The sequence below is a fragment of the Fenollaria sp. C0166D3 genome (genome assembly GCF_056590255.1).
The window spans coordinates 235,173-256,134 of record NZ_JBWPVU010000001.1 but is presented as its reverse complement, the minus strand read 5'-3'; the positions used below and the strand labels follow the sequence as shown (position 1 = coordinate 256,134).

The 20,962-nt window shown below is 33.2% G+C and carries 26 protein-coding genes and 1 other RNA gene; all 27 read left to right on the top strand.

Going from position 1 to position 20,962, the window contains the following annotated elements:
- The first annotated feature begins 1 nt into the window (after position 1).
- A complete protein-coding gene (gene glyQ / locus AC1EJ0_RS01210) occupies positions 2-892 on the top strand; it encodes a glycine--tRNA ligase subunit alpha (protein ID WP_480022748.1) in 891 nt (296 codons plus the stop codon).
- Complete coding sequence (gene glyS / locus AC1EJ0_RS01205) at positions 882-2,966, top strand: glycine--tRNA ligase subunit beta (protein WP_480022749.1); 2,085 nt, start codon at positions 882-884, stop codon at positions 2,964-2,966. Before glyQ ends, glyS begins: the two co-directional genes overlap by 11 nt.
- Positions 2,967-3,788 carry a pyruvate, water dikinase regulatory protein gene (locus AC1EJ0_RS01200; RefSeq protein ID WP_294984832.1) on the top strand — a complete coding sequence of 274 codons (822 nt, stop codon included), beginning with the start codon at positions 2,967-2,969 and terminating at the stop codon, positions 3,786-3,788.
- Positions 3,781-4,803, top strand: coding sequence for a deoxyguanosinetriphosphate triphosphohydrolase (locus tag AC1EJ0_RS01195; protein ID WP_480022750.1), 1,023 nt, complete (start codon positions 3,781-3,783; stop codon positions 4,801-4,803). Before AC1EJ0_RS01200 ends, AC1EJ0_RS01195 begins: the two co-directional genes overlap by 8 nt.
- Positions 4,800-5,129 carry a CHC2 zinc finger domain-containing protein gene (locus AC1EJ0_RS01190; RefSeq protein ID WP_058260459.1) on the top strand — a complete coding sequence of 110 codons (330 nt, stop codon included), beginning with the start codon at positions 4,800-4,802 and terminating at the stop codon, positions 5,127-5,129. Before AC1EJ0_RS01195 ends, AC1EJ0_RS01190 begins: the two co-directional genes overlap by 4 nt.
- A complete protein-coding gene (dnaG, locus tag AC1EJ0_RS01185; protein ID WP_480023972.1) occupies positions 5,126-6,526 on the top strand; it encodes a DNA primase in 1,401 nt (466 codons plus the stop codon). Before AC1EJ0_RS01190 ends, dnaG begins: the two co-directional genes overlap by 4 nt.
- Positions 6,527-6,543: 17 nt before the next feature.
- Positions 6,544-7,797 carry an RNA polymerase sigma factor RpoD gene (rpoD, locus tag AC1EJ0_RS01180; RefSeq protein WP_480022751.1) on the top strand — a complete coding sequence of 418 codons (1,254 nt, stop codon included), beginning with the start codon at positions 6,544-6,546 and terminating at the stop codon, positions 7,795-7,797.
- Positions 7,797-8,480, top strand: coding sequence for a tRNA (adenine(22)-N(1))-methyltransferase (locus AC1EJ0_RS01175; protein WP_480022752.1), 684 nt, complete (start codon positions 7,797-7,799; stop codon positions 8,478-8,480). The genes rpoD and AC1EJ0_RS01175 overlap by 1 nt, the downstream gene beginning before the upstream one ends.
- Positions 8,467-9,234 carry a Nif3-like dinuclear metal center hexameric protein gene (locus tag AC1EJ0_RS01170; protein WP_480022753.1) on the top strand — a complete coding sequence of 256 codons (768 nt, stop codon included), beginning with the start codon at positions 8,467-8,469 and terminating at the stop codon, positions 9,232-9,234. The genes AC1EJ0_RS01175 and AC1EJ0_RS01170 overlap by 14 nt, the downstream gene beginning before the upstream one ends.
- Positions 9,235-9,271: 37 nt before the next feature.
- Positions 9,272-9,602, top strand: an RNA gene (gene rnpB / locus AC1EJ0_RS01165) — RNase P RNA component class A.
- Positions 9,603-9,630: 28 nt separating this feature from the next.
- Entirely contained in the window at positions 9,631-10,128 is a 498-nt protein-coding gene (locus tag AC1EJ0_RS01160; protein ID WP_294984821.1) for a QueT transporter family protein, read from the top strand.
- Positions 10,128-11,159 (top strand): endolytic transglycosylase MltG, encoded by a 1,032-nt coding sequence (gene mltG, locus AC1EJ0_RS01155; protein WP_480022754.1) that lies wholly within the window; start codon positions 10,128-10,130, stop codon positions 11,157-11,159. Before AC1EJ0_RS01160 ends, mltG begins: the two co-directional genes overlap by 1 nt.
- A complete protein-coding gene (locus AC1EJ0_RS01150) occupies positions 11,152-11,793 on the top strand; it encodes an O-methyltransferase (RefSeq protein ID WP_480022755.1) in 642 nt (213 codons plus the stop codon). The genes mltG and AC1EJ0_RS01150 overlap by 8 nt, the downstream gene beginning before the upstream one ends.
- Position 11,794: 1 nt before the next feature.
- The gene (locus AC1EJ0_RS01145; RefSeq protein ID WP_480022756.1) at positions 11,795-13,030 is read left to right on the top strand and encodes a peptidase U32 family protein; all 1,236 of its coding nucleotides are present in this window, start codon (positions 11,795-11,797) and stop codon (positions 13,028-13,030) included.
- On the top strand, positions 13,023-14,165 hold the full coding sequence (locus AC1EJ0_RS01140) for a GspE/PulE family protein (protein WP_480022757.1): 1,143 nt from the start codon (positions 13,023-13,025) through the stop codon (positions 14,163-14,165). The genes AC1EJ0_RS01145 and AC1EJ0_RS01140 overlap by 8 nt, the downstream gene beginning before the upstream one ends.
- On the top strand, positions 14,155-15,372 hold the full coding sequence (locus tag AC1EJ0_RS01135) for a type II secretion system F family protein (RefSeq protein ID WP_480022758.1): 1,218 nt from the start codon (positions 14,155-14,157) through the stop codon (positions 15,370-15,372). The genes AC1EJ0_RS01140 and AC1EJ0_RS01135 overlap by 11 nt, the downstream gene beginning before the upstream one ends.
- A 14-nt stretch (positions 15,373-15,386) precedes the next feature.
- On the top strand, positions 15,387-15,791 hold the full coding sequence (locus AC1EJ0_RS01130) for a prepilin-type N-terminal cleavage/methylation domain-containing protein (protein ID WP_480022759.1): 405 nt from the start codon (positions 15,387-15,389) through the stop codon (positions 15,789-15,791).
- A 9-nt stretch (positions 15,792-15,800) separates the two neighbouring features.
- Complete coding sequence (locus tag AC1EJ0_RS01125) at positions 15,801-16,241, top strand: hypothetical protein (RefSeq protein WP_480022760.1); 441 nt, start codon at positions 15,801-15,803, stop codon at positions 16,239-16,241.
- A complete protein-coding gene (locus AC1EJ0_RS01120; protein ID WP_480022761.1) occupies positions 16,238-16,834 on the top strand; it encodes a hypothetical protein in 597 nt (198 codons plus the stop codon). The genes AC1EJ0_RS01125 and AC1EJ0_RS01120 overlap by 4 nt, the downstream gene beginning before the upstream one ends.
- Positions 16,831-17,544: a hypothetical protein gene (locus AC1EJ0_RS01115; protein ID WP_480022762.1), complete on the top strand. Its 714-nt coding sequence runs from the start codon at positions 16,831-16,833 to the stop codon at positions 17,542-17,544. Before AC1EJ0_RS01120 ends, AC1EJ0_RS01115 begins: the two co-directional genes overlap by 4 nt.
- The gene (locus AC1EJ0_RS01110; protein WP_480022763.1) at positions 17,537-17,959 is read left to right on the top strand and encodes a hypothetical protein; all 423 of its coding nucleotides are present in this window, start codon (positions 17,537-17,539) and stop codon (positions 17,957-17,959) included. Before AC1EJ0_RS01115 ends, AC1EJ0_RS01110 begins: the two co-directional genes overlap by 8 nt.
- Positions 17,946-18,296, top strand: a complete 351-nt coding sequence (locus tag AC1EJ0_RS01105) for a hypothetical protein (protein ID WP_480022764.1) — start codon at positions 17,946-17,948, stop codon at positions 18,294-18,296. The genes AC1EJ0_RS01110 and AC1EJ0_RS01105 overlap by 14 nt, the downstream gene beginning before the upstream one ends.
- On the top strand, positions 18,271-18,744 hold the full coding sequence (locus tag AC1EJ0_RS01100; protein WP_480022765.1) for a hypothetical protein: 474 nt from the start codon (positions 18,271-18,273) through the stop codon (positions 18,742-18,744). Before AC1EJ0_RS01105 ends, AC1EJ0_RS01100 begins: the two co-directional genes overlap by 26 nt.
- Positions 18,741-19,556 (top strand): hypothetical protein, encoded by an 816-nt coding sequence (locus AC1EJ0_RS01095; RefSeq protein WP_480022766.1) that lies wholly within the window; start codon positions 18,741-18,743, stop codon positions 19,554-19,556. The genes AC1EJ0_RS01100 and AC1EJ0_RS01095 overlap by 4 nt, the downstream gene beginning before the upstream one ends.
- A 106-nt stretch (positions 19,557-19,662) precedes the next feature.
- On the top strand, positions 19,663-20,220 hold the full coding sequence (efp, locus tag AC1EJ0_RS01090; protein ID WP_058260441.1) for an elongation factor P: 558 nt from the start codon (positions 19,663-19,665) through the stop codon (positions 20,218-20,220).
- 12 nt (positions 20,221-20,232) lie between these two features.
- Positions 20,233-20,583 (top strand): CD1247 N-terminal domain-containing protein, encoded by a 351-nt coding sequence (locus AC1EJ0_RS01085; RefSeq protein WP_294986081.1) that lies wholly within the window; start codon positions 20,233-20,235, stop codon positions 20,581-20,583.
- Between the two features lie 8 nt (positions 20,584-20,591).
- Positions 20,592-20,948: an Asp23/Gls24 family envelope stress response protein gene (locus tag AC1EJ0_RS01080; RefSeq protein WP_058260439.1), complete on the top strand. Its 357-nt coding sequence runs from the start codon at positions 20,592-20,594 to the stop codon at positions 20,946-20,948.
- Positions 20,949-20,962: the final 14 nt, after the last annotated feature.

The window sequence follows — 20,962 nt, the reverse complement described above, 5'->3', positions numbered from 1 at the left end:
AATGTATTTTCAAGATTTAATGATGAATCTACTAAACTATTGGAAGGACAAAGGCTGCTTAGTTATGGAGCCTTACGACGTTGAAAAAGGCGCTGGAACTATGAATCCACATACTTTTCTTAGGTCGCTTGGACCTGAACCATGGAGGGTTGTTTACGTAGAACCATCTAGAAGACCAGCGGACGCAAGATATGGTGAGAACCCAAACAGAGTTTATCAACACCATCAATTACAAGTAATATTAAAACCATCGCCATATGATGTACAAGACCTATATTTAGATAGCTTAAAAGCTATAGGCATAGACCCATTGAAGCACGATATAAGATTCGTTGAAGACAACTGGGAATCGCCTACACTAGGAGCTTGGGGTTTAGGCTGGGAAGTTTGGCTTGACGGTATGGAAATAACTCAATTCACATATTTCCAACAAGTTGGTGGACTTAATCTAGATTTAGAATCCTCTGAATTAACTTACGGACTTGAAAGAATAGCTATGTATTTACAAGACGTTGACAATGTTTACGATATACGATGGAACGAGCACTTTACTTATGGAGACATATTTAAGAAGGCAGAGTACGAACACTCTGTATACAGCTTTGAATTAGCTGACAAAGACTTACTTCAAGAGATGTTTGAAAGATATGAGTCTGAGTGCAAGAGAGTTATCGAGGAAGGACTAATACTTCCAGCTTACGACTATGTACTTAAGTGCTCACACACATTTAACGTACTTGATGCGCTAGGAGCTATATCCGTTTCACAAAGAGCAAACTATATACTTAAGGTAAGGAGCTTAGCTAAGCTTATCGCAAGTAAATATGTAGAACAAAGGGAAGAGATGGGATTTCCTTTTACTAAGAAAGTAGGTTTTAACGATGGCAAATAGATACTTATTAGAAGTAGGTATGGAAGAATTACCTGCTAGCTACTCAAAATTAGCTATAGAACAATTTAAAAATGCTTTTGAAAAATTATTAAGTGAAAACTCATACGAAGACTTCGAAGTGAACGTATATACAACGCCTAGAAGAATCACTACTATAGTTGACAATATTATTGAAAACGAAAGCATAGAAAAAGAAGAGATAAAAGGACCATCAAAGGCAATAAGCTTTGACCAAGATGGCAATCCAAGTAAGGCGCTTCAAGGATTTTTAAAGTCAAAGGGCTTAAGCCTTGACGATATCTTTTATAAAGACATGGGCGGAACAGAATATGTTTTTGCTTCTGTTGAACACAAGAGCCTAAGCTTTACTGAACTTATTGAAGCTAATGCAGAAAGCATTATTAGAAAGATAGTTTTCCCTAAATCAATGAAGTGGGGCGGAAGAGATCTTAGATTTGCTAGACCTATCAGATGGATAGTATCTCTTTATAATGACAAAGTAGTTAAATTTAATTTAGAAAATATAAGAGTTTCTAATTTGACTAATGGCCACAGATTTTTATCTAAAAAGGATATAGAGATACCTGATGCACATGATTATATGAAGCTTATGGAAGATAATTATGTAATCGTTGACAATGAAGAGAGAAAAGCAAAAATTAGACTTGAATCAGAAAGATTAGCTAAGTCGGTTGGCGGAAGCTTACAAGATGACGAGGCCATCATAGATCAAGTTACTAACTTAGTTGAGTATCCTACGCCACTACTTGGAACAATCAAGGATCAATACTTAGAACTACCTGATGAAGTAGTAATAACACCTATGAAGGACCACTTAAGATACTTCCCAGTAGTCGATTCAAAGAATAGACTTATGAATCACTTCATTACTGTTAGAAATGGTGACAATAAATATCTAGATATAGTTAGAAAAGGTAATGAAAAAGTACTTGCTGCTAGACTTGAAGATGCAAAATTCTTCTTCAATGAAGACAGAAAGAAAGATCTTGAAGAATATGTTAATGATTTAAAAACTATAGTCTTCCAAGATAAGTTAGGAACACTATATGACAAGACATTAAGAAATATTAAACTAGCAGAAAAGATATGTGACGACTTAAACGTTGGAGATGAAACGCTAGAAACTACTAAGAGAGCAGCCTATCTTTCAAAAGCAGACCTTGCTACTAAGCTTGTTGTTGAATTTACTGAGCTACAAGGCGTTATGGGCAAGATTTATGCCAATCTATCAGGTGAGCCTATAGGCGTTCAAGAAGCAATTTACGAACACTATCTACCAAGATTTGCTCAAGATTCACTACCAACAACTACAGCAGGCGTTGTACTTGCAATGGCAGATAAACTTGATACTATATCAGGACTATTCGCAATTGGTACAAAACCAAGTGGCTCACAAGACCCATTTGGTATAAGAAGAGCAAGTTTGGGTATTATTAATATAGTATTAGAAAAGTCTTTAGACATATCTATCGATTCACTTGTAGAAGAAACATTGTATAATTATGTTAAAATAAATGAGCTAAAGTTTGACTACGATGAAGTTAAAAAGACTGTGCTAGACTATATAGAAACAAGATTTGTAGGTATATTACAAGACAGTAAATACGATGCAAACTTAATTAGAGCGGTTATTAACAAGCATAAAGATTTAAATTTACTAAGCATCAAACAAATTCTATCTAAGCTAGACGGCATTAAAGATAGCGAGGACTTTGAGGATGCAGTAGCTGCTTTTAGAAGAATATATCAAATATCTAAGGGTAAAGAATTCGAAAAAGTTGATCCTAATCAAGATATCATGGAAGAGAGCGAAAGAGAATTATTTAATCTATATACTGAATTAAAAGCAAAAGGCGAAAATATTCAAGACATGGATATAGTTGATGCGATAAAAGTGCTTGCTACTTATAAGGACGGTATAGATAAGTTCTTAGACACAACTATGGTTTTAGTTGATAACAAGCTTATAAAGAATAACAGACTTTCACTTATATCACTAATTCTTGATGAATTTAACTCCGTATTAGATTTTAAAGAAATAGAGGAGATTTAATTGAACGATATAACTATATTTGTAATTTCAGACTCAATAGGTGAAACAGCTGGTAAGATTGCTAGATCATGTATCAAGCAATTCTCTCCAGATGCGTATGAGATTAAGAGGTTTCCATACGTTGATAGTAAGGACAAGATATTTAATGTCTTTGAAAAGGCAAAGCTTGTTCCATCTGTAGTTATATTTACTACAGTGCTTGAAGAACATGCCCAATACATTGAAAGTTTAGGTAAAAAATACAATATACCTACAGTTAATGTAATGAGCAAAGTTTTGGACTCCATCGAATCAGTATTGCATCAAGCACCTATTAGGGAAGCAGGATTGATTAGAAGGCTCGATCAAGAGTACTTTGATAAAGTCTCTGCAATAGAATTTGCTGTTAAGTATGATGACGGTAAGGACCCAAGAGGAATTATCTTAGCGGATGTAGTCTTGCTAGGTATATCAAGAACGTCCAAGACACCGCTTTCTATGTATTTAGCAAATAAAAATTACAAAGTAGCTAACGTACCACTACTTCCTGAGATAGAGCCGAGCGAATTTCTTTTTGAAAAGGATAAGAGAAGGATATTCGGCCTTATCGCATCTGATAGAAAGATAAATGAAATCAGAATTGAAAGGATGAGATCCTTAGGTATAGAAGACATAGGCAACTACGCTTGTACTGATAGAATCAACGAAGAGCTTTTATATTCTAAGGAAATAATGGGCAAGATTGGCTGCCAAGTAATTGATGTTACAAATAAAGCTATAGAAGAAACCGCATCGATAATAATCGAAAGTTTAAATAGAGATTTTGGTGAGATGAATGACTAATTTTAGAGAAAATTATGAAGCATTTCAAAATTCTTACTTATCTGAATACGCTTGTAGATGCTCAGATACAAAGGGAAGAAAGATTGAAGAAGAAAAGTGTACTATAAGAACTGACTTTCAAAGAGATAGAGACAGAATACTTCACTCAAAAGCGTTTAGAAGGCTTAAACATAAGACACAAGTTTTCTTAGCACCACAAGGTGACCACTTCAGAACTAGACTTACTCATACACTAGAAGTAAGCCAGATAGCTAGAACTATAGCCAGAGCCTTAAGATTAAATGAAGATTTGGTTGAGGCCATATCCTTAGGTCATGACTTAGGACACACTCCATTCGGTCACGCAGGTGAGAGCGCATTAAATGAAAAGTGTAAGGACTTTGGTGGATTCAAGCACTACAAACAAAGTTTAAGAGTTGTTGATGTACTTGAAAAGAGAAATGGTCGCTTCGGTCTAAATCTTTGTGAAGAGGTTAGAGATGGTATACTTAATCATAGCGGACAAAATGAAGCCTTTACACTCGAAGGAAAATTAGTAAAGTTCGCAGATAGAATTGCTTATATCAATCATGATATAGACGATGCCATCAGAGCGGGTATATTATCAGAAAAAGATATACCTAAAGATTTGATAGAAATATTAGGAGATTCTCACTCAAAGAGAATAAATACTTTAATCACAGACATATTAAATGAAAGCTACGGACAAAATCACATAGCCATGTCGAAGGAGATTGGCGAAGCAATGGAGGCTTTAAGAGCTTTCATGTTTAAGGAAGTTTACTTTAATCCAATAACTACCAAAGAACATGATAAGGCGAAAAACATAATATCCATGCTATACGATTATTATGTAGAGCATCCTGAAAAATTGCCTGAGAATATTAAAGAGATAGATGCAAGTCTTAATCAACAAATATGTGACTACATCGCGGGTATGTCTGATATATATGCAATAAACGAATTTAACAAGATATATGTACCACAAACGTGGAAAAATGAGGTTATACTATGAAAGTAATTAATGCAGCAGTCATTGATAAAATTAAAGAATTTAATAATATTGAAGATGTGATTGGAGAAAATATTAAACTTGAGAAAAAAGGCACATCTTATACTGGTCTGTGCCCATTTCACAAGGAAAAGACTCCTTCCTTCCACGTTAATAGCAAGGACGGTTACTACAAGTGCTTTGGCTGCGGCGAAGCAGGTGACGTTATTACTTTTATAGAAAAGTATAAAAACTACTCTTTCCAAGAAGCAGTTGAGTACCTTGCAGATAGAGCAAATATAACGCTTCAAGAAGCAACAGCTAAAAAAAAACTGAAAATGATCTCATAGAGAAATTTTATGATATTAATAAAACAGCTCTTGACTTCTTCCAAAATCAAATACTAAAGTCAAAAATTGCTATTGATTATTTGATGAAGAGGAAGTTAAATAAAGACACTGTATTAAAATATCAATTAGGCTACGCGCCAAACGAGTGGACAGCGCTTAAAGACTATTTACTTAGCAAAGGTTATGACGAAAACTTCATAATTAGAGCAGGACTTGCGAAGAGAAAAGAAGGCAAAGATAGTTCATACGACACTTTTAGAAACAGATTAGTCTTTCCTATAGTGGACTCACATAACCACGTTCTTGGTTTTAGCGCAAGAAGCTTGGATAATAGCATGCCTAAGTACTTAAACACTAGCGAAAATATCGTTTTTAAGAAGAGAGAATTATTATTTGGCTACAATATATATAAAAAAGAAGCTGATAGAGATAAAATACTACTGGTAGAAGGAAACATTGATGTAATGAGTCTTTATCAAGCGGGTGTTAATTACGCTGTTGCCAATCTTGGAACTGCCTTTACCATAAACCAAGCTAATCTACTTAAAAGAAACGCAAAGAAGATTTATATCTGCTACGATGGTGATAAGGCAGGTAAAAATGCAACACACAAGGCGATTGAGATACTTAGGTCGATAGACGCTAAGGCGAATGTAGTTGAACTACCAGAGGGTCTTGATCCAGATGATTATATTAAGAAGTACGGTCTTGCTGGTTTTACGGCAAAGATAAATGAAGCAAAAAATTCTGTAGAGTATGAAGTTTCAGAGCTTATGGAGCTTTATGACGTTAACGATCCTGAAAGCCTTCTTCAGCTTATCAATGAACTATCAGATTTATTATCAAAGATAAACGATAAGATTGAAAGAGAGATTTACATAGACTACATTTCAAGGGTCTACTCTATAGACAAAAGACTATTAACAAATCAAGTTTCAAAAACAAAGTACGTTAACAATTATAAAGAAAAATACACTGTACCAGAGGTACCAAGAATTAAAAAGTTAGATATAGAAATTATCGATGAGAATCTTTTAATATATGCTCTTGCAGATATTAAATATTTTAAATATATTAATAAGGAAATTTCTATAGATAATTACAGTAAAGTGTTTAAAGTTAATATGCCACTACTTAAGTCCAAATACGAGGGCAATGGCGAGATAGAGCTTGATGACTTTGATTTAGCCGATAAAGAAAATGCGCTTTTAGAGATTGATAGTATTAGAAAGAAATCAGAAGAATCTACTTACATGAATCTCGAAGAATTATTAGAAAAAAGAGAGAAGCTAAAATCAAAGGATTACGTAAGCGACTTATTGAGCCAAATTAATGATGGCAAAAGTGATGCGATGGAGCTTTTAAAATTAATTAAAAAGCAAAAAGATAATGAATGATGAAGGGAAGTGTTCTTATGAAGAAAGAAAAGAATGCTAAGACGAATAATATTCAAGAAGAAAATTTAAATGAAGAGGCAATAAAGATAATAGAAGAAGAAGTCAGTGAAGAAAAAAGACAAGCTATGTATAATCTAATCGATGCTAGTAGACAAAAAGGCTTTATCGAATATAAAGATATTGAAGATGGCTTGGATAAATATGATCTTAGTGAAGATGAGATTCTATCTTTCTACGATGCTTTAGATGCTGTGCAAATTACTATTGTCGACTCAAAAAACTCAGATGATGATGAGATAGATTTAGAAAAGGATCTTGATATTGTTTCTGATGATGAAGATGAAGATATTGATTTAGATGAATTAAGATCTTTTGAGGAAGAATTAAGTAAAGAAGATAAACTTGAAGCTATTAGAGAAAAAGGAAAGAACAAGGTTGTTATAACTGATGACCCTGTTAGAATGTATCTTAAAGAGATAGGACGTATACCACTATTAACTTATGAAGAAGAGGTAGAACTAGCTAAGAGGATTGAAGCAGGAGATCAGAGAGCTAAGGATCAACTAGCTGAAGCAAACCTTAGACTAGTAGTAAGTATTGCCAAAAGATATGTGGGTAGAGGCATGCAATTTTTAGATCTTATCCAAGAGGGCAACATGGGCCTAATAAAGGCTGTTGACAAATTCGAGCATAAAAAAGGATTTAAGTTTAGTACTTACGCTACATGGTGGATTAGACAAGCCATCACTAGAGCAATTGCAGACCAAGCAAGAACAATTAGAATACCTGTTCACATGGTAGAAACTATAAATAAGCTTGTTAGAGCACAAAGACAACTAGTCCAAGAACTAGGTAGGGACCCACTTCCAGAAGAAGTTGCAGAGCTTATGAACATGGATGTAGAAAAGGTAAGAGAAGTTCAAAAGATAGCTCAAGAGCCAGTCTCGCTCGAAACACCTATAGGTGAAGAAGAAGATTCACACTTAGGGGACTTCATTCCAGATGAAGAGATACTTTCACCATCTGATGCAGCTACAAACACTATGCTTAGAGAGCAATTGATTTCAGTTTTAGATACACTAACAGATAGAGAAAGAAAAGTTCTAGCATTAAGATTTGGACTTGACGATGGCAGGACAAGAACGCTTGAAGAAGTTGGCCAAGCCTTTGACGTTACAAGAGAAAGAATAAGACAAATTGAGGCAAAGGCACTAAGAAAGCTTAAACATCCAAGCAGATCTAAAAAGCTTAGAGACTTCCTAGAACTATAATGAATTATTCTTTTAGACTTACTGAGATAGCAAAATCAGTTAAAGAAGGATCATCCTTAGTCGATGTTGGCTGTGATCACGGCTACATCGCTAAGATGCTTTTAGACTCAAATACCATAGTCAAAGTCATAGAGAGTGATATCAGTGAAAAATCACTTGAAAAGGCAAAGCTGCTTCTTTCAGGAGAAAAGTACAAGGACAAAGTTAAATTCATTGTGAGCGATGGACTTTCGGGCATTGACACAAGCGCTTATGACACGCTTTTAATTGCTGGCATGGGCGAAGAGACTATAATAAGTATACTAAATGAGAGCATTGATAAAGTAAGAAGCTTTAAGCATATCATCCTGCAAGCTATGGGCGAAGGCTCAAACATAAGAAAGTACTTTATGGAGAATGACTTCTTTATAGAAAAGGAGCGCCTATTCATTGAGAAGGACAAGTACTACAGGCTATTTGAGATAAGAAATAAAAAGACTAATGTCGCCGATTATAAATTCCCTGTAAACTTTGATAGAAATGATATTTCTTACTTAAATACTTACTATGACAATGAGATTAAAAATATAAAAACTATACTTCAAAAGATCAATAAAGAAAAAAATCTGATGAAGTATAATGAACTAGAAGAAGAATTAAATAAAATTTTACAATACATGGAGAAGATCAATGAAAAAAGATAAAATTATTAGTGCAATTGAAAGCATCTTCCCAAAGGAGCACGCAGAGACTTGGGACAATTCGGGACTCATAATAGATGCAGATAAAGAAGATATTAATAAAATTTATTTAAGCGTTGATCTCTTATATGATAATATTAATGAACTGGATGATGTGGATATGGTCATAACGCATCATCCTTTAATTTTTAAAGGCATAAAAGAGATTGATATGAGTGCTAGCTCGAAGCTTATTAAAGAGATGATTAAGCATGACATAGTCTACTACAGTGCACACACTTCCTTTGATATACAAAGAGCAGGCTTTTATAAATTTTATGAAGATAAATTAAATTTGACAAATACAGATTTCGCCATCAAAGCAGATGATGACTTGGGTTATGGCATAGCCGGCGATCTTAACGATATGGATCTAGTGAGCTTAGCTAATAGAATCAAAACTATAAACATGGCAAAGTACATTCAAGTATATAAAAACAATGATAAGAACAATAGAATAATGATATTAAACGGTAGCGGCAAGGACTTTTTAGACAATGTTCTTGAGGAAAGACCAGATACTCTTATAACATCAGACCTAGGCTATCACGATGTACAAGCACTAAGAAACGCAAAGATTAACTTAATTATGCAAGACCATAACAGCAGTGAAAGTGCTTTTGTTAATATCATGGAAGAGCTTATCAAAGAAGATTTTGAAGATGCGGAAATCATAAAAAATTTCTCGTCTTTTACTGATAATATTGAAATATTATAGAAATTTTATAGATTTTGTAGTATAATTAAATTTGTAATGAGTAAACCAGATGGTTGCGTGCTTAGGCATGAGGAAAGTCCGTGCTCCGTAGAGCAGAATGCTGGATAACGTCCAGTGAAGGTGACTTCAAGGATAGTGCAACAGAAATAAACCGCCATATTGGTAAGGGTGGAAAGGCAGTGTAAGAGACTACCTACTTTTAGGCGACTAAAGGTGACATGTAAACCCCATTCGGAGCAAAACAAACAAGGATCAAAGGTTGCTGCTCGTAACCTCCTGTAAGGTAAGTTGCTTGATTTTAGTGGTAACACTAAAACTAGATAGATAACCATCTAATACAGAACACGGCTTATAGGTTTACTCATTTACATAAATTTTCAACAAGGGAGCAATAAAATGAAAACAAAAACAAGTACAAACACAATTACAAAAGCGGCAGTAATAGCCACACTATACACAATACTAATACTATTACAAACAGTATTACCGTTCCAACAATTGACATTTGGACCAATACAATTAAGACTAGCAGAAGGACTTACAGTTCTTCCACTAATGGAAGCAGCTGCAGTACCTGGACTATTCGTAGGATGTTTAGTCTCAAACATCTTTTTATCATTTATGTCGGGCTATGGCATGATAGATATTATATGCGGAAGTTTAGTTACATTACTCGCAGCATATTTAACAAGAAAAGCAAAATCTAAATACTTAGCTATGTTACCACCAATTGTTTTAAATGGTTTCTTAGTATCAATATGGGTGTCATATTTCTCAGGTATACCATATTTTACAACAGTTTTAGGAATCATGGGTGGAGAAGCAATAAGTGTTGTAGTATTTGGATCATTAATTTATTATATTTACGATAAAAGATTAAAAAAGGTGATTTAATGAAAAAAAGAAGGATAATTACAATAACTGTATTAATACTTATAGTTCTTGCAATTATATGGAAGGTTAATTCATGTGTATCATGGATGTATAAGCCTTATGACCCAAATGATGATACTGAATATACTATAGAAATACCTGAAGGTAGTGGTGCGTCTTATGTAGCTAGAGAGCTTTATGAGAACAAAATCATTAGGAATGGTACTGCTTTTAAAGAAGTGCTTAAGGAGAATGACCTTGAAAAGCACATTAAGAGCGGTACATTTAAGGTGAAGAAATCTATGACTTTGCTAGAAATTGCTAATGTAATTGCTGGTGAAGCAGAAGAAGCTCCAAAGGGCGAAACTGTTAAAGTTACCATACCAGAAGGCTTTGAGCTTACACGTATAGCGCAAAGACTTGAGGAAAAAGGCTTAGTATCTAGCGAAGATTTCTTAAATGAATGCAAAAATGTAGATAAATACAAAGAAAAATATGAATTTTTATCAAGCATTAATAATGATACATTAGAAGGCTTTTTGTTCCCTGCAACTTATGATATTGCCATGGGTTCAAGCAGTGAAGAGATTATAACTATGATGCTTAATGCTTTTAACAATGTTTATGCAAAGATTAGCGGGGAAGTTGATGACTTAAATAAACTTATCACTTTAGCTTCAATTGTTGAAAGAGAAGCAAAGCTTGAAGAAGAAAGACCTATAATTGCAAAAGTATTTTTAAATAGAATTGATAAAAATATCAGGCTTCAATCCTGCGCCACAATTCAATATGCACTTGGCGAGAGAAAGCCTAATTTAAGTAATGAAGACTTAAAGGTTGATTCGCCATATAACACATACACACACGATGGTTTGCCACCTGCGCCTATTTGCAATCCTGGCGAAGCGTCAATTGTTGCGAGCCTTCATCCAGCTGATGTTGACTACTTATACTTTGTAGTTAAGCCTGGCTCAGATGGCGGACATAACTTCTCTTCTGACTACAATAAGTTCCTAGAAGATAAAAAGGATTATAAGAGTAATAATGATTAGTCAGTTTATTGATGAAGATGTTTTTAGCTATGTAGAAGATTTTTCTTCCGAGAAAGAAAATTTTAAAGATTTAGTTTGCTATGCTGAAGAGAATAGAGTTCCTATAGTCTCACAGGATGTGGCTAGATTTTTAGAGTTTTTACTAAAAACGATTAAGCCTAAGAATATATTAGAGATAGGATCAGCCATAGGCTATTCATCTTTGCTTATGCAAAAAGCATCTGGAGCTAATATATTTACTATTGAAAAAGATGAAGACACATTTAAGATACTAGAAGAGAATCTTAAAAAATATGATAAAGATAATAAGATAAAAGCTGTTAATGACGACGCTATAAGCGTATTAAAAAAGATGGACAAAGAAAAGAAATTTGATTTTTGCTTCATTGATGCTAACAAATCACAGTATGAAGAGTACTTAAACTTAGTATACGATTTAACAAGTGAGAATGCCATCATAGTTATTGATAATATCTTATTCAGAGGCTACGTAGCTAAAGAGGAAGACAATAAAAGATATAGAACTATAATAAAAAATTTAAAAAAATTTATAGAAGATGTTAAAAGCGATAAGAGATTCACAGCGAGTCTACTCACTGTTCATGACGGCTTATTGCTTTTAAGGAAGGAGTAAGATGAAAAAAGTTGAATTACTAGCACCAGCAGGAGACTTAGAAAAGTTTAAAACTGCGATACAATATGGAGCTGATGCTGTTTACTTAGCTGGAGACAAGCTAGGTTTAAGAACTGCTTCTAAAAATTTTAGCCTAGACGATATAAGGGAAGCAACAAAGCTTGCTCATGATTTAGATAAAAAAGTTTATTTAACACTTAATGTTATTTCACATAACAAGGATCTAGAAGGTGTTGATGAGTATATACAAAGCTTAGATGAAGCAGGTGTAGACGCATTTATAGTCTCAGACCCTGGTATATTTCAAAAGGTAAAAACACTTGCACCAAGTAAAGAGATTCATATAAGCACTCAAGCAAATATCACAAATACTGCTACAGTAGAATTTTGGAAGAGCCTTGGGGCAGATAGAGTTATCTTGGCGAGAGAATTAAGTTTAAAAGAAATAAAAGAGATAAAAGATGAAGTTAAAGACAGTATCATGATTGAGACCTTTGTTCATGGAGCAATGTGCATGAGCTACTCAGGTAGATGCCTTTTATCAAACTACATGACAGGCAGAAGCGCTAATATGGGTGACTGCGCTCATCCATGCAGATACAAGTACTATCTTATGGAAGAGAAAAGACCTGGAGAGTACTTCCAAATAACAGAGGATGAGAATGGCTCATACATCATGAACTCAAAAGACCTTTGCATGATTAACTACATTCCTGAGCTTATTGAAGCAGGAGTAGATTCATTCAAAATTGAAGGTAGAGTAAAGTCTGAATACTATGTAGCGACTGTCATCAACCAATATAGAAGAGCTATAGATGATTATTATGAAGATATTGAAATATATAATTATAATAGAGATAATAATATCTATCTAGAAGAGATAGAAAAAGTTAGTCATAGAGACTTCACTACAGCCTTCTTCTTTGGCGATGTTAAGGAAGCCTCATTAACTTATGATAATTCTTCATATATCAGACTATATGATTTTGTTGCGAAAGTTCTTGACTACGATGAAGACAAAAAGCTAATGAAGGTGCAAGAGAGAAATAAATTCTCTATTGGAGACGAAGTAGAGATATTTGGACCAAAGTTTTATGACAAATTCACCATTAATAAGATCTACGATGAGGACATGAATGAGGTAGACAATATAAATACACCTATGAAGGAAGCTTATCTAGCATATGATAAGAAGGTTGAATATAATTATATGATTAGAAGGAAGGCCAATGAATAGATTATCTTCTCTATATGACGATAAAGGCATAGTAGAGATACAAAGTAGCAAAGCTGAAGAATTTATTAAAAATACCATAGACTACGCCATTGATAATAGAGCTAGCGATATACACTTTGAACCTTATAGTAAGTATATATTGATTAGGCTTAGAATTGATGGCGAACTTGTGTTTTTTAAAAAGATCAATAAAAGCTCTTATCAAAACATTGTCAATATAATCAAGATTAAGTCCGATTGTGATACTGCAATTAAATTTGCTCCACAAGACGGAAGATTTAGTCACGGCGATGTTGACCTAAGAGTTTCCTTTATCGAGGCTATTTATGGAGAGAAAATCTGTATAAGAATTTTAAATAATAAAGAGATGTTTACCATTGACAACATAGGTTTGTCAGACAAGGCAAAAGAACTATTTAAAAAGATAGTTAAATATAAATATCAAATGACTATAATCACTGGACCAACAGGTTCGGGTAAGAACTCAACTATGTATACTATGCTTAACAACTTAGACAAAGAGCGTCTAAGCATAGTTAGCGTTGAGGATCCTGTTGAGTACAGAGTTAACGATATTGATCAAATTGAAATACATGACTACAAGGACATAACATTTGCAAATACACTTAGGGCCATACTTAGACAGGACCCTGATGTCATAGCCATTGGCGAAATAAGAGACGAAGAATCTGCACAGATAGCTGTAAGAGCTTCTCTAACTGGTCACAAGATCATTACGACTCTACATAGTATGAGCCCCGTAACTAGCATCAACAGATTATTAGAGATGGATGTAGAGGCTTCGTATTTATTTACCTCATTAAACGCTATAGTCAATCAACGTCTTGTGAAGCGTTTGAAGTCATCGTATGATGATATTGATTTTACTGATGATACAAGTGAGAGCGAGTACTACGGCAGAATTGCTGTCTTTGAAATAATGCTTATCAATGACAAGATTAGAGACCTTTTACTAAAGAACAATACAAAGCTTACAAGTGAGATTTATAATGAGATGAAGAAGCTAAGTGACTACGTTAGCTTTGAAGATTCTATAAATTATCTACTTGAGCATAAGTTTATAGACGAGAAGACTTATGATGAGTTCAAAGAGGGCGATATCAATGAAATTTGAAATCACTTTTGAAAATGGAAGGACAGAAAGCTTAAGAGCTAGAAACATTTACGAAGCCTTTCAATTGACTAAAGAAAAAGATATTGACTTTATGCACGTCCAATACTTTAGGCCGGCGAAAATCTATAGAGCTCTTAAGATTAATAGTGTAAGCAAAAAGCATATTGCTAACTTCTTTAGAATCATCGCCTTTAATCTAAAGATAAATAATAATCTGCCACAAATTTTAGAGCAAATGTATAATAATTCATCAGCTCTTAGCGATCCACTTAAGAATTATTATTTACTAATCAAGGAGCTTATAGAACACGGCTTTACTTTGTCAGACATATTAGCCAAGCTTGATATACTTGACAATCTATCATTACTAAGTCTTAGGATAGCTGAAAAGTCAGAGCATATAAAGTCAAGCAAAAACTCAAAAGACTTATCAGAGCAAATACTTGAGATAAGTGAAAACCTTTATGAACAAGAAGAGTATAAAAACACTATAAACAACATCATGATTAAGCCAAAATTTTTAATGCTGACTTTACTTGCTTTTATAATTATGATTATAGTCTTCTTAGTGCCGCAATTTTCATATTTATTTGATAACGATATGAACTTAATGCCTGATAGCTTAAGAATACTTCTAGTCGTTAGCAATTCAATTAAAAATCATTACATATACTATATCGCGGCTATATTTATAATAATTATAGTTTTCGCGATACTAAATAAGAACGACGCTTACTTATATATCAAGCAAAGATATTTACTCGAATCGAAGAACGGTTTATATAAATATAGAGTAAATTACAGAATTTTGTATTATATGCTTAGCATGCTTAGATCAGGCAGCAAAGTTAATGAAATTTTTGATTTCTTTGCAAAAAATTTTGACTTAGTGTACTTAAGAAAAGAATTTGAAAGAATGACTAAGATGCTAAACGAAGGAGAGACCCTGCAAAACGTTCTTGACTCTAGCCATATATTTTTAGATGATGTCAAGACAATCCTTATAACAGGATATGAATCAGAGCACTTAGTTGAAATTATTGAAAATGTTCTATCACTATACAAAAGAGATTTAAAGAGAAGACTAGATAAGTTTGTAAATTCTATCGAGCCACTCATGACCATAATCATGGGACTTGTGATTATGCTAATACTTGTAATGGTATTTAAGCCAATGTATGACTCGATGACTAGTATTATTTCATAGGAGGAGGAAATATTATGAAGAACTTTGAGAAGAAAAAAGGATTTACTTTTGTAGAGATAATTATCTCCATAGCGATAGTCGCTATACTTATAGCTGTTGCTATACCTGCTTACAAAGCGATTAAGACTAGCGCTGAAAGAACTGCTCACAATGCCAATGTTGATCAAATCAGTTCAGTTGCTTTATTATACTTTACTGATTTTCCTAAAGAAAAGAAGGTTACATCAGATCAATTATTTAGCGAAGGTTATTTAAAGAGCAAAGTTACTGTTCCTTCATCAATACCTGTTACTAGTGAAAATACTTCTAGGATTTATACTGTGACTCATGACGATAAAGGCGTTATAACAGTTAGTCCAGATAAGGTCGAAGCAAAGAAGAGCAGCGAAACAGGTACTGGAACAGGAACTGGCAATTAATAATTCATAATGCTTATAGCCTTATATATACTTCTGTCACTTCTTCTTTTATATATCTCATACAAAGACATAAAAGAAGCCGAGTACAATAGTTTTTATTTTTACTTTTTAATAATAATCATCTCAGCTATAGCTATATTAAAAGACGTATCTTATATTAAGATATGCCTTATATACCTAGCTTTATTTCTTTCGCACATTTTAAAGACTAAGTACCTTGATTACATTGGCGATGGTGACGTTGATCTATATATTTTGCTTTTTATGATATTTGATTTTGAAAAATTTTTGATATTAATAATAATATCAACTCTAAGCGCAATACTTATAAATCTAGCTAAAAACTATTGGCGTAAGAAAAAGGATAGTGGAGTTAGACTAGTTCCATATATAAGCTTTGCATTTTTTATCTTGATGCTCTTTGATCTATTTAAGGAGAAGGTCTTATGAAGAACATTATGTACATCGATTCATCCTATGTGTTTCTAAATAATAAAAAAACTAGCATTGTTGAGCAAATTACTTATGATGATAGTGATAAAAGTGAGAGCCTCAAGTATTTATTTAAAAAGTTTAGAGACAATAAATACTTAAATAAAGATACTCTCATTATTAAGCTAAATGATTATGATAGTGATTTAGATGCTTATTTAGCTAGCCTAGATACAATAGATCTTTTATCCTTAAACTTAAAAGAAGAGAAGATTATGAAGATTATTACAGATGAAGCGCTATATAAGTATGATGCAATTACTTCTTCATATGAAAAATCAAACTTTGATATCAATCTTTATAGTCTTGATAAGGATCAGCTTAATAACTATATTTTGAATCAAGCTAATAATATTGATGGCAAGGTCCTAGTCCTACTTAAGACAAAAGAATTTGAAGAAGTAAATAATATTTTATACTTAAAAGATTTATTTGAGATACTTGCACCGAAATATAAAAGCAAAATAAACTTATCACTCATTATAAACATAGCTTTAGATATCATTATACTAGCCTTAATTATATTGCTTGTATTGAGGTTTATAAGATGAGAAAGTATATAAATAAAGGGATAATCATAATTTTGCTTATCCTAGATAATTTATTTTTGCCTATAAATCGCGAGAAGCCAAATTATACAGATAGCGAAGTAAAAAAGAGATTTACTCTTGCGAAAGACAAGAACGACACACAGCTAAAGAAGGCAAAAAAGATTGAGATTGCAAAACACGATGCTGATGCGAGAACCATTAGCAAAGAAGAAATCATTAATAAGGTCATAATGTCTACGACTAATAGCTTTATTAGCTCTAGTGATTTTGACGAAGAAGACCCTTTTGATATCCTTGATGATTTTGATGAAGAAGACGAAGATGCTAATGAAGAGGCCATAGTTTTAGAAAGTGAAATAAGTAATCATATGCTGGATACATGGGAGGCAAAGGCGGGAAGCGTTTATTATCAAGATGAGAAATCGCTTGTCTTATATAATGACAGCAAAGAGAATATAGTTTTACTACCAAAGAATGATATTATAATTAATAAAGATTTTGTAAGCATCGATTTTACTGGCTGTAGTGAAGCAAAATTAAAACTTATTAAAGACGGACAAGAAGCTCTAATTGATTTAGAGGGCGCATCTGACTTTAAATACTTCTACATCGGCAATGATTTTAAAGGGGCAAGGATAGAGTCTATCGAGTTTATAAGAGATAACGATATGGCTTTTTATTTATCTATAGGTGAGATTGATTATGAATAAAAAGGGTTTTACATACATCGATACAGTCATTTCTTTATGCGTCGCAGCTATAATCATATCTATGTTTATACTAGCGTACAGATCTTTTACTAATTATAGCGAGAGAGCCGAGGCAAAAAATGTTGTTCAAATAATAAAAAAGGCTAGACTTAGCGCCATCATGCAAATGATTGATGTTGAAGTAGTTCTTGATGGAGACGAGATTGTAGTTTCAAATATTAACGAGATGAAGAAAGTTTACAAGCTAGAGCATCTTAAATTTGAGTCTAGCGAAAAATTTCTATTCACAAGTGAAGGCGGCACAAAATCTTTTAAGGGAGCATATAATATTATCTTAGTTTCAAATAAGAGTAAAAAGAAATATAATGTGATTGTAGCAGCAGTTGGAGGACAGGTTAGGTATGAAGAAGTATAAAAAAGCACTTACAATGATGGATATTGTAGTTTCCTTTGCTATACTTTCTTGCTTCATACTTTTTCTGTCTATTTTTATGAAGAATTTTATGACGCTTGAGGCAGATACGAAGAAGCTTAGAAAAGCTGATGCCTTTGCAAGTAATGCTATGGAGATACTTAGATCAGATGACACAAACGATGTCTATGCTATTTCAGATAAGATAAAAGACAATTTAGGTGAAGAATGTAAATTTAATCTAGTTAAAGAAGCATACACTGGAGATTTATATACATTTACACTATATATAATTGATGAAGAAGGAAATACATATGAAGAATATCAGATTATCAAATAAAAAAGCGGAGTCCTTAATCGAGTTAATTATCACTCTCTTCCTCTTGTCAATAGTCCTATTCGAAGCGAGCTCCTTACTAAAAAACTTTACTAGCTTTACTCAAAGGTACGAAGAGGACATAGAGAAGGAGGACGACATTAATCTATTCTTTTCCTTCATTGAAAATGACTTTACTTTATATAACGCAGTGAGTGTTAAAAACGACTCCATTCATTTTGAAAAGAAAGGCTCGAGAGAACTTAAATCATCTGACTATTATATGGATGGCGATAGAATAAAGAGAGTTGCGGGAGGCAAGTCTATTGGCGTAACATACTTTTTATCAGGTCTTGAAGATATCTCCTTTGCATATAACGCTGAGGATGGCTTTATCAGCATGCAAATTAAAGTCAAGGGCAAAGACTATAAAAAGTTATTCAGTACAAAGTATCTTGAGGTGATAGAATGAAAAAGGGCAGCGCAAGTCTAGTAGTTTTATCTGTAATATTTTTACTGACGGCTCTCTTAATATATCTCTTTGAATACGTAAGCATTGAAAGAACGATGTATACAAATAGGTCAAAGATGAAGCAATATGCTTATAACGAAGAGTCGCTTAATAATATAATCACTAAAGATATAGAAGAGACTTACTTAAATGGCGGCGACATTCATGACATTGTTGGTAAAGACTACTCAGTTTTTGAAAATCAAAAAGCTGTAGTCTCGCTTAATGATCCAACTGCGAAGCACGCATTTAATATTTACTACCATGAAATACTAGCTAGTAAAAAGAAAATATCTAGAAATACCAAGTATTCATTACTAAATAGAATATTTTTTAAAGACAATCCTAGTACTAAAGAGAAAAAAGATTTTTGTGATGAAATAGTTAAAAATAACGAAGTGCAAAACTTTAGCACGAGCGAAATCAATAATTACTTTATTGATATAGAGTACATAGAGTCAAGAAATTTTGATTATGGCAATGGCAATGCCATAGTCAAAATCACAGCTGACGATGAAGATCTAAACGCGAACATTAACGGCTCAGGTATAATGATTATAGATGGCGATGTAAATATAAAAGCAAATTTTAAGTTTAGAGGACTTTTGATTATAGATGGCAGCTTAAGCATTGAAGGCGATAGCGATATAATGGGAGCTCTTATTGATATAGATAAAAGATCCAATATTGACTATTCCAAATCGCTCAATATGATGTATAGAAGGTGCAAAACATTCAAAGGAATAATAAAGGTGACTAGATCAAACTATTAAAGATAATATTTATTTATAAAAATTTAGATATTATTAAAAAAATACTTGTTAAATTACAAATTAACTGATATAATAGTCTTAGAGATTAGAATTTAGGAGGAAATATATGTTATCGGCAAGTGATTTTAGAAATGGCGCTACATTCGAATGGGATGGAGACGTTTATCAAGTATTGGACTTTCAACATGTTAAGCCAGGAAAGGGAGCTGCTTTTGTTAGAGCAACTATCAGAAGCGTATTAAGCGGCGCAACAAAGGAATTAACATTCAACCCAACTGAAAAGTTCAATGACGCACAATTAGAAACAAAAGAAATGCAATATCTTTACAATGATGATGCACTTTACTACTTTATGGACAACGAAACATATGAGCAACTTCCATTAAACAAGGACGAAGTTAGCGAAGCTATTCAATTCTTAAGAGAAAATGATACAGCAGTTATAAGATTCTACAAAGGCAAAGCATTTTCAGTACAAGCACCTAACTTTGTTGAACTAGAAGTTACTCAAACAGAACCTGGTGTTAAGGGAAACACTACTACTGGAGCTACTAAACCAGCTACAGTTGAAACAGGATTTACATTAAATGTACCACTATTTGTTAATATTGGTGATAGAATTAAAATTGACACAAGAAGTGGAGAATATTTATCTAGAGTTTAAGGAGGTAGAAAAATGTACGAACTATCAAAGAGAGTTTCTTATTTAAAGGGACTTGCAGAAGGCTTAGGCTTGAATGAAGAAAGTAAAGAAGAAAAGATTTTAAGTGAAATCATCGACATTCTTGATGAAATGGCTGAAGTTGTTTGTGATAACGAAGTAGCTATCGAAGACTTAGAAGACTACATCTTCGAAGTTGACGAAGATCTTTCTTACTTAGAAGATGATGTTTATGGCGATGACTACGAAGATTATGATGATGACGACTACGACTACGATTTCGATGATGATTACGACTTTGATTATGATGATGATTATTTCGAATATCCAGAAGAAGATGAAGACGAGGAGGAAGACTCTAAATAGAGTAAGATATGGAAAATAACAATATTGGAAAGATTACTATATCTGATGATGTTATAGCAACTATAGCTAGCAATGCAACATGCGAAGTAGAACATGTTTGCTCACTATCAGCAGGTATTGGATCGAACATTACTGATTTATTAGGAGTAAAAAATTTTAATAAACCAATTAAAATTGAAAGCAGTGAAGAAGGTTGTATAATAGACATATATGTTGACATCGAATATGGTGCAAAGATTGACAAGGTTGGATACGATATTCAATCAAGTGTAAAATCGGCTGTTGAAGAGATGACTGACATACATGTTTTGCAAGTTAACGTTCATGTAAAGGGCGTTAAAGAAATACAAAAGGCTAATAAATAATTTGATTAAACTCC